The sequence below is a fragment of the Streptomyces sp. NPDC047453 genome (assembly GCF_040643155.1).
Taxonomy (GTDB): Bacteria; Actinomycetota; Actinomycetes; order Streptomycetales; family Streptomycetaceae; genus Streptomyces.
Genome location: NZ_JBEYTS010000044.1, coordinates 1 through 14,039, shown reverse-complemented (window position 1 = coordinate 14,039; position 14,039 = coordinate 1). Strand labels below are relative to the sequence as shown.

The following is a 14,039-nucleotide window of genomic DNA, read 5'->3' as shown; positions in this document are numbered from 1 at the left end:
CTGATACCTCTTCGGGTCCCGCGTCGGCCCCACGCTGTATGACCTGCGGCCGTCTTCCACTGGCGGGCCATTGCAGCCACCATGGAAGCGCACCCCGAGCCGCCAAACCACCACGTCAGGGGGAACCACGGTATGGCAGAGTCTGCGAAGGACTTCTGTTCCGACCTCGTCGATCTATCCGGGATCTCTTTGGCGGAGCTGCATTCCTGCGACGATCCGACACTGCGACGCGCGTTGAGCCGGGCGGAGATCAGGGCGAGTCTGGCATTCGGGACGCTTGCCGGGGACGGCAACAGCGAGGGGCCGGGCTGCCTGCGCGGGCGTCGGCCCGGTCAGTGGCAACCGTGACGGCTATGCCGCTCGACGTCCATCGGGTCTCCCGGGAGACGCTCGGGGCCATGGCGGCGGGACGTGCGAACCTGGCCGATCTGCATCTGCTGCGGTCGGCGCAGCGCAGTCAACTCCTCTTGATCCTGCGTGCTTTGCTGGACCGCGTCGACGAGGCTGCCCGGACCGCGCGGCGCCCCGGTGGTGTGCCGTCGGCCCAGGCCGCCTGGCAGTTGCTGTGCGCTGCCCAGCGACACGCCCCCGAGGCGGTCGAGACCGTGCTCGGCGATCCCACCGTCATGGCCTGGGCACTGCGTTTGCTGAGACGTCTCAGCGGATCGGACGGCACGTCGTCCTCCTCGGCCCCGCGGTGGGCCGACCTCGGCCAGTTCCAGGCGCTGGCCGCGGCGGCGGCACTGCGTGCCGGGGTCCCCGCCGTACTTCGGGTGCCGGCCCACCGGGGCATGGTGTGGCTGCCTGGTGCGGGAGTGGCGGGACCAGTGGCCCAGCGCCGGTGGAGTGAGGCGGAAGTCCGGCTGGAGGGGGACGGCGCCGTCGTGCGGGGGGAACTCGCGCAGGTGCGGTTGCCCCGCTTCTCCACCACGTCGTCGCCGGGCTGGCGCCCGCTGCGGGTGGTGCACTCCCGAACGCCCCCTGCGGACGGCACCGCGTCAGTGGGCCCGTGGCTGGACACGGTGACGCCGTACCGCGACTTCGCGCGGTACCCGAGGTGTCCGGACCGGTTGGGCGAGCGCAGATTAGAGCTGTGGGAGAACCGCCTCGCCGGCGCGTACGCCCTCCTCGACCAGGAGTCCCCGGCGGACGCCGCCGCGCTGAAGGCGCTGGTACGGATGTTCGTGCCACGGCCGTTCCCCACGACAAGGGGCGGTCTCGTCGCCAGTGCGTCCTCGCTGGAGGCCTTCGGCGCGGTCTCCCTGTCGCTGCCGTACGACGTAACCCAGACGGCGGCGGTCCTCGTCCATGAAAGCCGGCATCAGCAGCTCAACGCGCTGCTCAGCCTGGTGCAACTGGTACAGGTCGGAGAAGACCGGCTTGGTGACCCCGAGGTGAGCCGGCTCTACTACGCGCCTTGGCGCAGCGATCCCCGGCCGGTACTCGGCCTGCTGCACGGAGTGTTCGCGTTCGCCGGGGTCGCCGGGTTCTGGCGAACGCACCGGGCGCACGCGACGGGGGCGGAGGCGCAGCGCGCCGACTTCGAGTTCGCCGTGTACCGGGAGCAGGTGCGGGAGGCCGTCGCCTCGCTCGCGACCGAAGAGGCCCTGACCGAGGCGGGCAGGCTGTTCGTCGACGAGATCGCGGCGCTCGTCGAGGAGTGGCAGCAGGACGACGTACCGAACGGTCCACGTGCACTTGCCGAGCACTACTGCGCGCTGCGGCGTGCCGTGTGGCGGGCGCGGCATCTGGAGATCGCCCGGCCCACGGCCGAGCGGCTGGCCACGGCCTGGGCGGCCGGAAAGGCTTCGCCCCAACTGCCGCCCTCGACCCTGCGTCCGCGTTCCGACCTGATCCGCCCCGACACCTTCGGCCCGCTCGCCCGGTACCGCCTGTCGGCGCCGGACCGCTTCGCTCGCCGACGTCGGCAGGAGGACAAGAGCGGGGACCCGGCACGCCGGGCCGAGTACGCCGCGGTCGCGGGCCATGCGGACGAGGCCGCGCTCGGCTACGCGGAGTGGGCGGAACGGGACCCGCACGACGCGGAGGCGTGGATCGGCGCCGTGCTGGCGCTTCCCGAGCCCGCCCGGGAACCGGGGTCCGCCCTGCTCCTGGGCCGGCCCGAGGTGGTGGTCGGCGTGCGCCGGGCCGTTGTCGCCGCCGGGGGCGGACTCCCCGCCCCCCTCGACCTCGCCGCCTGGCTCGCCGCGGCGACTTGAGCCGGGGTTGCGGACTCCCGCAACCCCGCAGTGGTGACCTACAGCGACAACAGGTCGATGTCGGCGTTGGCTCGCAGGCCCTTCTCGGCGTCGAGCGTTGCGGCGTGGGAGGGGCCAAGTTCGCTGCGGTAGCGCTCCAGGGCCGCGGCGTACAGCCGTTCGCTCTCCTCCGTACGGCGCAGCGCCTTGAGGTCGTAGCTCAGATTGAGCTGCATGGCCACGTTCGCCGGGTGGTGCTCGCGCAGCCGTGCCGACTCCTCGGCCACGGCCTCGTCGATGGCGTACGCCTCCTGGGGGTGACCGAGGGCGAAGTGGTCGCTGGCCAGGTTCATACGGGCGAGCAGGGTACGGGGGTGGCCCGCGCCGAGCACACGGGTCAGGCCCTCGACCGTCTCGGCGTCCAGTTCCAGCGCGGCCTCGGGCTGCCCGAGCAGCCTGAGCGTCACCGCGAGGTTCATGGCGACCGCGTAACTGTGCGGGTGCTCCCGGCCATACCGTTCGCGGTGCCGTTCCAGCACCTGCTCGCTCAGCGCGCGCGACTCCAGGAGCTTGCCGACCTGGCGCAGGTCGTTGGCATGGCTGATCGCGGTCAGCAGGTAATAGCGGCTGTCGGTGCCGAGCATCTCGGCGATCAGCTCGATGTAGCGGCGGGACAACGCGTACGCGCCTTCGTGATCGCCCGTCTTGCGGCGGATGACGCACCGGTTGCGGTTGACCAGCGCCGTGAAGGGATGGCGCTCGCCCAGCTTCTCGGTGACCTCCTCGGCCAGTTGCTCATACCCCTCGAGGGACTCCTCGTAGCGGCCGACCTCCTGGAGGTCGAGCAGATAGGCCTCCCGCGTGGACAGGGTGTAGATGTGGTCCTCGCCCAGTGCCTCGATCCGACGCTGCCAGGTGTCGTAGTCGAGCTGCCGGGCCGTTTCCGAGGCGCCGGCCAGGCGCAGGCTCACCGCGTAGTTGTGGGCGGCGAGAAGCGTGGCCGGGTCGTCCGCGCCGAACTCCCGCAGACTGGTCTCGTAGACGCGCTGGTCCAGTTCGCGCGCCTCGTTGAAGTTGCCGCGGTTGCGCTGGTGGATGGCCATGAAGCTCTGCGCCTGGAGCGTGTCCTCGTGGGACTCGCCCAGCACCCTGCGGAAGCGATCCAAGAGCCCGGCCTGGAGTTCGTACGCCCGCCGCAGATGGGTTCCCTGCTCCCGCAGTGCCTCGGCGATCTGCTGGTCGATGGCGAGGACCTCCTCGTGGTCCTCGCCCAGGGTCCCGCGCCAGATCCGCGCGGCTCGCTCGCCCAGTTCGAGGGCCGCCGCGTGGTCGCCGCGGGCGCGCAGGAACCACACCTCGTTCAGGACCAGGCGGCGGGTCCACGGCTCCTCGCACTCCACGGCGTTGGACGCCCGCACGTGGGTGAGGAGAGCGGAGTAGCGCGGCCAGTAGCTGGCGCGCTGCGGGTTCCTGGGATCGGCGTGCGCCAGCAGCTGGTGGGCCGCGTGCCGCATCGTCGCCCGCTCCTGCGTGTTCATCTGCTCGACGAGCACGCGCTGGACCAGTCGGTGCAGCTGGACGGTGTTCTGCCGGTGGTCGATCCGCGCCAGCGCGTACCGGCCGATCTCGCGGACCGCCCGGCCCAGCTTGACCGGGTCGTCGAGCGCGGACTGGAGTTCCTGCGGGACGGAGATGCCGCGCACCGCGGAGAACAGGTCCCACTCGATGGGCTCGGGAGCGAAGAAGGCGCAGACCTGGAGGAGCTGGAGGGCGTCGGGGCGGGTCTCGCGCAGCCGGCCGAGGGAGACGTTCCAGGCGGCCGCCACCGACAGCGGGTAGTCGCCGGGCGGCTCCGACTGCATCAGCTCGGTGAAGTTGCGCTCGTAGACCTCGAGGTACTGCTGCACCGGCATCCCGGTCTCGGCGAGCCACACCGCGGCCTGTTCCACCGCGAGCGGCAGGTCGCCGAGGGCGGCGGCGAGGTGATCGACGGCGTCGTCGGGCAGCTGGGGGCTGCGACGGCGCAGCAGGGCGACGCTCTCGTCGCGTGCGAACACGTCGACCTCCAGAGAGCTGGCGTCGGTGGACCACTGGAAGTTCCGGGAGGTCACGACGATGCGTCCGGGCCCGTCGTTGGGGAAGTACTTGCGCACCTCCTTGGGGTTCTCCGCGTTGTCGAACACCAGCAGCCAGTCGCGGTACGGCTCGCCCCGGCGCAGGGCGTCGAGCACCGCGGGCACCGCGCTCATCTCGGAACCCGCCTGGAGGCCCATCTGCTCGCCCAGTTCGATCAGCGACTGGACGATCTGGTTCTCCTGCTCGGACGGGATCCACCAGATGAGCCCGTAGTCCCGGCTGTGCCGGTAGACGTACTCGATGGCGATCTGCGATTTGCCGACGCCGCCCATGCCGTGCAGGGCCTCCGGCAGGACCGCGGTGACACCGCTGCTCAGCCGTTCCTGGAGCCGTTCGAGCAGCGTCTCGCGCCCCGTGAAGTTCCGGTTCCGCTGCGGGACGTTCCCCCAGATGCGGGGCGGGTCGTGCGGGCTTCGCGGGCCCGTGGCAACGGGCAGACCGGCAGTCACGGCGATGCCTCCTTGTCGTGGACGCGCGGGCGCGGACGCGGGCGCGGGGGAGGGAGTGGGGGAGGAGCTGGGCTGGGTGGGCGGAACGGGGGCGGACGACGGTTCCGTGGGTGAATTCCCCGCCGGTTGCGGGGCGTTCGCCGGTTGTGGGGTTTCAGGCGTTCGCGGCCCGTAATCTAGCGCGTCCGTGGGCGCAATGTTCAATTCTGATCGCATTTCTACGGATGAATACCCTGATGGCCGCTTGTGCCCTGGTGTGGGCGCCGTGCCGGTGGCGACCTTTCCGGCCTGGCGGGGGACGGCCGTGCGCTGCAGCAGCCGGCCCAGGTGGTTGGCGCGAGCGAGGTAGGGCCCGGACACCGCGCACAGCGCCGTGTACAGGTGGTTGACGAACGGGCGGGTGTGCTCCGTCATCGGAGGGTCCGCCGGATCCCCCTCCGGGGCGACCAGCGCGCTCGCGCCCTCCCCCCACACCTCCTCCAGTACCGGTCCGAGATGACGCCGGACCTCGTCCAGCGCCCGGATCGTCTCGACCCGGCTGCCGAGGGCGAGCAGTTCCTCCCGTACGCCGTCCACGAAGTCGAAGGACACCCGGTGGGGGTCCTCCACGTCCGCGGTGCCGTCGGTGCGGCGCACCAGGCCCAGCAGCACGATTTCGGCCAGGTTCCAGAATCTCGCGCCCGGCTGGGCCTGTTGGAGCAGCCGCATCACAGGGAGGTTGAGGGGGGCCGCGGCCAGGCGCTGGGCGAGGGCGTACGCGGCCGGGGAGGCAGTGGCGCGGAACCGGCGCACCACGGTGGCGGCGCGCCTGGCCCGCCGGACCGCGGGCGACTCGTCCGCTACGGCGCCGGCCCGCCGCGGTTCCGTGGGCCGGGACGGGTCCGCGCGCCGTGGTTCCGCGGGCCGTGGCACTGTCCGCTGTGGTTCGGGGTGCGGCGGCTCCGCCACGATGCCGGCGAGCCGCTCGGGGACCGGGCCGATCACCGCCGAGCGCAGGTCCCGGTCCGGCGCGGTCCACAGTGCGGCCAGCCCGTGCCATTCGCCGCTGCCCCCCGCGGCCACCAGCCGGGCCCAGCGGGCCAGTGACGCCGGCCGCAGCTCGACGACCGGCACCGGGATCGCGGTCCCCAGCCCGGGGTGCGGCGCGAACTCCGGCTCGGGGCCCAGCGGGTCCGCGTGCGGGTGCTTCCACTCGGCGTCGTAGGAGCGGTTGGGAGTGGCGGGGGCGGGCGCCCGCAGCCGGGTCCGGGCGACCGTGGGCAGCGTCAGGTCCCACAGGTGCTGGGGCAGCAGGCTCAGTACGGCGACAGGGGAGTGCCGGCCCAGCCGGTGCAGCAGCGCCGCTGCCCGGCCGGTGCGCCAGGCGCTGTGGCCGCCGTCGGTGACTGCCAGCACCAACTGTCGGTCTCCGGAGTGGAGTTCGGCCGCCGCGAGGCCCGCCGCCGCGTCGCCGCCGTCCGGGTCCCAGCGGACCAGCCGTACGGTGCGGAAGGCCGCCGTCTGCTCCATCAGCTCGGCGATCTGCCGTGCCGTGTGCGACCACAGGGCCATCGAGGGACTGTCGTCCACCAGCAGCAGCAGGTCCAGTCGCCGCTCCGGGACCGCCCGGCACACCGGTGTCCACACCCCGGCCAGCGCCGCCTGCTCGGCGGTCGCCTCCTCGTCCAGCTCCAGCTCGTGGGGCGAGGCGAGGAACAGGCGCAGCGGGCGCAGCGATCTGCCCAGGGCCAGGGAGTCGGCCAGCCGGGGGGACGCGGGCCAGGCGACCTGCTCGGTGGGCCACGCGTCCGCGTGCGGGGCGGGGCGGGTCCGCAGACCGGCCGGCCTCGCCGCGGGGAGCGCGGCGAAGAGCGGGCGGGCCGCGTCCGCCAGGGTGGTCAGCCCCTCTTCCAGCAGGAGCAGTTCGTCGAGTTCGTCGCCGGATCCGAGGTCGTGGCCGTCGTCCTGCGCCTCGGAGGTCCGGGAGCCGTCGCCGGGTGTCCGGGAGCCGTCGTCGGGGGTTCGGGAGTCGTCGTCGGGTGTGCGCGAGCCGCCCGGAGCCGGGGGCTCGCCGGCCGGGTGACGGTCGCCCGTGCCGTCCTCGGGGTCCGGGGGTGTGCCATCCCGGTCCTCGGGCTCCCGTTCCCTGGGCGTGCCGGACCCGTCGGCCGGGTCGCCACCGGGCTCCCCGGGCGGCCGGGACTCGCCGGGCCCGGGGGAGTCGTGGCGGTCCCGCGGCGCCGGCCGCTCCCCGGGACGGTTCTCCCGGCGGGACCGCTCGCCGCGCTCCCGGGCCTCGCGGCCGGGCACGTCGAACAGCGGCACGGCGGCGTCCTGGCAGGCCGCCAGGTACAGCGCGTCGGCCAGTTCCGTCCAGGTCGGCAGCTCCCGGTCCAGGGCAGCCCGGGTTCCCCCCTCCGGCCGGTCGGGTGAGGCGGGGGCTCCGGGGGACGCCGTCATCCGGCCCTCGTTTCCGCCCCCGCTCCGTCGAGCCGGTGCCACAGCGCGTCCACGAGGTGCTCCAGCGACTCCTCGTCCTCGCCGGGGAAACGGCCGGAGGTGGCCAGGAACACGGCGTTGAGCAGCTGGTCCACGGCGAGGCCGCCCCGCTCGCGGCTGTTGCGCAGGAACCGCTCGACCAGCTCGTCCGCCCGGGCGGAGTTCGCCGACCCCTGCGCCGCCTCCCTCAGATGGGCCGTGATCATGTCGACCAGCTGCGAACGGTCCGGGTCCGGCATCCGGAGCCGAAGGCAGCGGCGGAGGAAGGCCGGCGGGAACTCGCGCTCGCCGTTGGAGGTGATCACCACGATCGGGAACGCCCGGCACTTGACGACACCGTCGGCGATCTCGGCGCTGCGGTGCGGATCGTCGGTCATCACCGTCACCCTGGGGTGCAGACGCCGGGCCCGGACCAGTTCGGTGACGGGGTACTGGCCTTCCTCGAAGACGCCGAGCAGGTCGTTGGCCAGGTCCTGGTCGCTCTTGTCCAACTCGTCGATCAAGAGCACCCGGGGCAGCTCGTAGGGCAGCAACGCGGTGCCGAGCGGGCCGAGTTGGAGGTAGTCGCCGATCCCGGGAAGGCCCTCCTCACGCGGTGTGCGGCCCTGCGGAGCGCCGTCGCCCGCGCCGTCCGTGGCGGTCGCGCCGTCCGTGTCGTACGGCCGGTGCGCGGCGCGTAACGCCGCCGAGTCCTGGACCCGGCCGATCGCGTCGTACTCGTAGAGCCCGGAGCGCAGCGTGGTGCGGCTGGTGATGTGCCAGCGCAGCACGCGGCCCAGCTTCAGCTCCCGGCTGATGCGGTAGGCGAGGGACGACTTCCCCGTCCCGGGGCGGCCGGTGACGAGCAGCGGCCGGCGCAGCAGCAGGGCCGCGTTGACCATGTCGGCCTCACGCCTGAGCTGGTCGGAACCCGTGGACAACGCCGAGACGCGGCCCAGCCGGCGCTCGATCTCCTCGTCGTCCGCCGGGGGCGGGTCGACCACGGGACCGCCGGTGAACCGGCGCCAGGGCGGCGGGGGTGGCAGGAGCTCGTCGAGGCTGGTGTCGTACAGGGGCTGCCCCGTACCGCGGTAGATCCACCACCGCTGGTCGGAGGCGCCCCGCACCGCACCGTCGGGTACGGGGCCCGCGGTGCCGTTCGCGTGCGGCCGCGGTGGACCCCCCGCCACCCGGTCGCCGTTCGGACGCGTCCCCCCGGATGCGCCGTCCTCGGGAAGCATCTCGTCCTACCCTCCCCCCTGCGCGGATGAATCCGCCGCGTCTGACCGACCGCCCGGTAGGCGGTACGGGTCGTCCCAGAGCAAAGCTGCGTGGCGACCGAGCGTAGAGGAGCCGCCCCCAGCAGGATCCTCGCCCCCGGCCTCTATGCGCAACGACCTGAGAGCGTCCGGCAGTCGATGAATTCCCTTGCGCGAGGTGAGTTCCTGCAATTCGTCACGAAAGGCTGGATCGACTCCCCCGCGCCGGTCCCAGACGACGATCGGCACACCCGCCCGCAGGGACTCACCCAGCTCATCGACCCCGGGGCTCCCGTCGCCGCCGCCCCCGGGCGGACCGCTGAGGACCACCATCACCGGCTGCGGCTCGGTGAGCAGACGGGCGCGGCCCTCGTCGGGGAACCAGTGGACGGGTCCTCCGCAGGCGGTCACCAGGGCGTCCCAGCGTTTGGCCCAGCGTCCATGCGTGTCCGCGCGTTCCATCCTTTCGAGGCTGCGCAGTACCACCGGGTGGTCCTCCCCGAGGGCGCCGCCCGCGCCGTGGAAGCCCTGTTTCGCCCATCTCTCGACCGGCAGGTCCAGCAGGTCCCTGGGCAGCAGGAACTCCAGGGTCAGGTCCTCCTTCCAGAAGTAGGCCCAACCCGTCTCCGCCTCCTCCACCAGCGTCTTGACCCGCTCGGGCAGATCGGCCAGATCGACGCGCACGTCCCCGCCGCGCACCGGGTACGGCTCCGGACCGTCGATCTGCCACCAGTACGACAGGAGCCGCTCCCCGCTGTGATCGGGGTCGGGCAGGGGGCGCAGCCGGACCAGCAGGCAGGCGCCGGGCGCCCAGACGGCGTCCGCGGCGTCGTCCTCCGGGAGCGGGACGGAGGCGGCGGCCGGCACGCCGGCGGGGCGGGTGGTCACGTCCGTGGCCACGGGGGCGCCGCCCGCTCCGGAGGCCGGCAGATCGCCGCCGGCCCGGGCGGCGACGGGCACCGCGGCGCTCGCCCTGGCCGTGGCGGCGGCCGTGGTCTGCGCGGTGGCCCCGACCGGGTGCGCGGCGGGCGCGCCGGGGTACATGTCGGGCCGGATCAGGTGCTCCTCCACCCACTCGAACAGGTCCTGCTGCTGTTGGCCCTTGGCGTAGTGCGCGAGGTGCTCGACCAGCAGGACGCAGGGCAGCGGTTCGCCGGGGCGGGCGTTGAACGTCGCCGCGTGCAGCACCGCCGACCACGGCTCCGCGCAGTGGACCGGCAGCGGATCCGGGCGCCCCAGTGCCTCCCGGAAGATGCCCGGGACGTCCAGCACCTCCAGGCCGCCGAGCAGGGACATCAGCCGTTCCCAGCTCTGCGGCGAGAAGAGCGGCACCTCCGCGAGCGCGATGGCGGTGCGCACCCGGGCCATGTGCCGGGTCTCGCCCTCCAGCGTCGAGACCACGCTGCCCAGCACCTGGATGCCGTCCGGATACGGCATCACCTCCCTGAGCAGGATCAGCAGCGAGAAACGCCGCCGGCTGCTGTCGGGCAGGGCGATCACGACCCCCAGCGCGCGGCCCACCTGGCGGGCGCACTCCTGCAGCAGTCCTGACTCCTCGAAGCACGGGACGGCGTCCAGCGCGTCGAGCAGCACTTTGGGCGGCCCCCAGGCCCCCTGGGCGAGTGTCACGGAGCCTCGCCCCCCGCGGTGGTGGGCCACAGTTCGTCGATGAGCTCCAGCACGGCACCCGCGGGCTGCGAGTCGTCGTCCAGCAGCCGCAGGGCGTCGATCAGGGCCTGTCTGCCGTCGCGGTGGTCGGCGCAGGCCTGGACGACGTAGAAGAGCTGAAGCCGGGGGCGGGGGCTGGTGCGGACGGCGCGGCGGATGGGGGCCGGCAGCAGGCGGCGCAGCGCCGCCGCGTCGTCGTCCTCGACCTGAGGCACGTTCAGCAGGGCGTCGGCCAGGGCGAACTGGCTCTTGTCGGACGGCGGTTCGGGGGACCTCCGCGGTGCGGGCGGCCGGGGCGGCACGAGGGCCGGGGCGAGCGCCGGCCACAGGCGGGCCGCCGACTCCAGCGGGAGCATCCAGGCCACCTTGGCCTGCCGGTCCGTGTAGGCGGCGGTGACCAGGCCGACGACCCGTCGCGCCGCCGGATCCCATACGCCGGCTCCGCTGAACCCGCGTTCCACCGGGACCCCCGTCGTGCCGAGTCCCTCCAGTTGGACCCAGTCCCGGTGCGGCCCGCCGCGCCCGGTCAGGCGGGCGGAGGACCACAGGCCGTCGGGCGCACCGGCCGGATGGCCGTACACGCCGACCTCGCGCCGGTCGGGTTCCCCGCACGGGCCGAGCCGTGCCGGAAGCACGTCGGCGGGCGGCGACCAGTCCGTGCTCAGGACGGCGAGATCCCCGTCCGACCCGCCGGCCAGGGGGCCGGGAAACCAGCCGTCCGGCACGACGGCGGCCTCACCGGCCTCGACGTCCGGCCGCCCCGGAACGTCCACGACGACGGCCTCCCGAGGAACGCCCCCGGCTTGCCCGCCGGCCGCCCCGAGGGCCGACGTCACCACGTGCGCGCAGGTCAGCACGGTGCCCGGCCGTACCAGAACCCCGGCCCCGTGCACGGACCCGCGCGCCGACAGAACGCGCACCCGCCCTAAGGGCGACGCGCCCGTCATCTCCCCGTTGACCACTGCCACGTCCCTTCCCCCGCGTGCGGCCGTCGTACCGGACGGCACCCACCTGCGAACCAGCGTACGAAGCGCATGCGCCCGGTACACGGGTCATGCGTATCCCGGAGCTTTACCGGTTGTGCCTTGGGCGAATCATCGGTTCACGGGCGGGCGCGCGGCGACACAAGGGGGCGCACACCCGGATCCGTCACCCCTCTCCTGCCCGCACCACACCCCGGCACCCTCACGGCGCGCTCGCCGGCCCGGCACGGGTCCGCCGGACTGTGCTACGGTTTCGGCGTTGCAGTTGTGGTACCCATGAACCTATGTGCGCCTGACGGGAATGTTCCTCCTGCAGGCGCATTATTTGTTTTCCGGCATCTCCGGATGGGGCCTCTGCCTACAGAAGGAGAAAGTCATGGCACAGGGAACCGTGAAGTGGTTCAACGCCGAAAAGGGTTTCGGCTTCATCCAGCAGGACGGCGGCGGCCCCGACGTCTTCGCCCACTACTCGAACATCGCGACCCAGGGCTTCCGTGAGCTCCAGGAGGGCCAGCGGGTCACCTTCGACGTCACGCAGGGCCAGAAGGGCCCGCAGGCGGAGAACATCGTCCCCGCCTGATCGCCGGGCGCGTATCGGCTCACCGGGGTCGGCACCGACATGGTGCGGACCCCGGTTTGTGCTGTTTCCAGGAAGGCAGACCACCCACCGCATGTCCCGCAGATCCCAGAAGCCGAACAACCGGCGTGCCTCGTCCCGCCCGTCGTCGTCCTCGTCGCCGTCGGCGCCGAGGGAATTCCGGCTGCCGGAAAGTACGACACCCGCTCTTCCCCCCGTCGAGGACTTCGCCGGTCTGGACATGCCCGCGGCGCTGCTGAACACCCTCACCGCGCAGGGCGTGACCGCGCCCTTCCCCATCCAGGCCGCCACGCTCCCCAACTCCCTCGCCGGCCGTGACCTGCTGGGACGGGGGCGTACCGGCTCCGGCAAGACCCTCGCGTTCGGGCTCGCACTCCTGGCCCGCACGGCCGGACTGCGCGCGGAGCCCAAGGCGCCCCTCGCCCTCGTGCTGGTGCCCACCCGTGAGCTCGCCCAGCAGGTGGCCGACGCGCTGACCCCGTATGCGACGGCGGTGAACCTCCGGCTGGCCACCGTGGTCGGCGGGCTGTCCATCACCAAGCAGGCCGGTGCGCTCCGGCGCGGCGCCGAGGTACTCGTGGCGACCCCCGGCAGGCTCAACGACCTCGTGGAACGCGGGGACTGCGTGCTCGACGGCGTACGCATCACGGTGCTGGACGAAGCCGACCAGATGACCGACATGGGCTTCCTGCCGCAGATCACCAAGCTGATCCAGCAAGTGCGGCCCGACGGACAGCGCATGCTCTTCTCGGCCACCCTGGACCGCAACATCGACCGCCTGGTGCAGCGGTTCCTGACCGACCCGGTGGTGCACTCCGTGGACCCGTCCGCGGGAGCCGTGACCACCATGGAGCACCATGTGCTCCACGTCCAGGACGAGACCGACAAGAAGGCGGTCACCACGCGCATCGCGGCCCGTGACGGCCGCGTCATCCTCTTCCTCGACACCAAGAGGTCCGCCGACCGGCTCGCCAAGCGCCTCCTCGCCGTCGGTGTCCGCGCGGCGGCACTGCATGGGGGCCGCTCCCAGCCGCAGCGCAACCGCACCCTGGAACAGTTCAAGAACGGCCAGGTCACCGCGTTGGTGGCGACGAACGTCGCAGCCCGGGGCATACACATCGACGACCTCGACCTCGTGGTGAACGTCGATCCCCCCACCGACCACAAGGACTACCTCCACCGGGGCGGCCGCACGGCGCGCGCCGGCGGCTCCGGCAGCGTGGTCACGCTGGTCCTGCCCGAGCAGAAGCGGGACATCACCCGGCTCATGTCGGACGTGGGCATCCGCCCCCGGACGGCGAGCATCAAGTCGAGCGACGAGGAACTGGCCACCCTCACCGGCGCCCGCGAGCCCTCCGGCGTGGCCGTCGTCATCGAGGTCCCCCAGCCCACGCCGCCGACGGCGTCCCGCCCGGCCCGCAAGACCGGCACCGAGCCCGGTCGGCGCTCCGGCCGCCGACGCCGCAACGGCGGCGGAACCGGCCCGGCGACCGGCGCCACCACCGACCAGGGCACCCGCAACCGCCGTGCCCCGGCCGGGGCGGCGGCAGCGGCCGGTACGGCCGCCGGCACCTCTGCATCCGGCGGCCGCGGTTCCGCCCGCCGGTCGGGATCCGGCGGGGCCGGTGCCGCCGGCACGAACGGCCGCGGTTCCGACCGCCGGGCCGGGGCCGGCTCCGCCTCCGGCAACTCAGCCCGCGTCTCGGGCCGCCGCCCGGCGAGCGGAGGATCCACACGCGGCTCCTCCGGCGGTGGCGGCCGCGGCTCTTCCGGCACGGGCGGCCGCGGCTCCTCCGCCACCGGCGGACGCGGCTCCGACCGCCGAGGCTCCGCCACCTAGTACCCGGTACCTGGTACGGCATCAGGGGTGACGACCTTCGCAGCCGCGTCCGGACCGAGTGACCGGTCGCGGCTGCGCACGCCGGCCGCATGCACACCCTCCGGACGCGCCCACCCGCGCCCTGCGAAACCCCAGTCAGCTCAGGGCTGTCTCCGGATCATGGCCGTGCGGGCTGACGGGGATCTGTGGATCACTCCACAGGGTCTCCGAGGCCGGTGGGCAGGTTCCCCGCTCGCCGCAGCTCCCCGTGCCACAGCAGATCGGAATGCTCGCGATCTTCGTGGTCATCGCCTCCCTCGGAGTGCTCGCACCACTCGCCGTCCACCTGGTCATGGGCGGACGCGCCAAAAGCATCCTCGCTTCCTAATGCTGTTTGTCAAGCAGCTTCGGTCACTGGAGGTGCGACTTGGTAGCACCGTCGGTCACGGATGAGTGCCCACAAGACGTTGAC

7 protein-coding genes are annotated in these 14,039 nt (G+C 73.1%); 3 read left to right on the top strand and 4 right to left on the bottom strand.

Annotated elements, in window-relative coordinates:
• Positions 1-353: 353 nt before the first annotated feature.
• Positions 354-2,219, top strand: a complete 1,866-nt coding sequence (locus ABZ818_RS29235) for an HEXXH motif-containing putative peptide modification protein (protein WP_361420927.1) — start codon at positions 354-356, stop codon at positions 2,217-2,219.
• Positions 2,220-2,257: 38 nt separating this feature from the next.
• On the opposite strand, the gene fxsT is transcribed toward ABZ818_RS29235, so the two are convergent.
• The 4 genes from fxsT to ABZ818_RS29215 are packed head-to-tail and all read right to left on the bottom strand — an operon-like array spanning position 2,258 to position 11,135.
• Positions 2,258-7,222 (bottom strand): FxSxx-COOH system tetratricopeptide repeat protein, encoded by a 4,965-nt coding sequence (gene fxsT / locus ABZ818_RS29230; RefSeq protein WP_361420924.1) that lies wholly within the window; start codon positions 7,220-7,222, stop codon positions 2,258-2,260.
• Positions 7,219-8,481, bottom strand: a complete 1,263-nt coding sequence (locus ABZ818_RS29225; protein ID WP_361420921.1) for an AAA family ATPase — start codon at positions 8,479-8,481, stop codon at positions 7,219-7,221. The genes fxsT and ABZ818_RS29225 overlap by 4 nt, the downstream gene beginning before the upstream one ends.
• Positions 8,482-8,487: 6 nt before the next feature.
• Complete coding sequence (locus tag ABZ818_RS29220; RefSeq protein ID WP_361420918.1) at positions 8,488-10,128, bottom strand: hypothetical protein; 1,641 nt, start codon at positions 10,126-10,128, stop codon at positions 8,488-8,490.
• Positions 10,125-11,135 (bottom strand): trypsin-like peptidase domain-containing protein, encoded by a 1,011-nt coding sequence (locus ABZ818_RS29215; RefSeq protein WP_361420915.1) that lies wholly within the window; start codon positions 11,133-11,135, stop codon positions 10,125-10,127. The genes ABZ818_RS29220 and ABZ818_RS29215 overlap by 4 nt, the downstream gene beginning before the upstream one ends.
• A 391-nt stretch (positions 11,136-11,526) precedes the next feature.
• Between ABZ818_RS29215 and ABZ818_RS29210 the strand changes: the two genes are divergently transcribed.
• Together ABZ818_RS29210 and ABZ818_RS29205 are read left to right on the top strand one after the other, a co-directional pair.
• Positions 11,527-11,730, top strand: coding sequence for a cold-shock protein (locus ABZ818_RS29210; RefSeq protein WP_252425628.1), 204 nt, complete (start codon positions 11,527-11,529; stop codon positions 11,728-11,730).
• Positions 11,731-11,821: 91 nt separating this feature from the next.
• Positions 11,822-13,588 carry a DEAD/DEAH box helicase gene (locus ABZ818_RS29205; protein ID WP_361420912.1) on the top strand — a complete coding sequence of 589 codons (1,767 nt, stop codon included), beginning with the start codon at positions 11,822-11,824 and terminating at the stop codon, positions 13,586-13,588.
• The last annotated feature ends 451 nt before the right edge of the window (positions 13,589-14,039 follow it).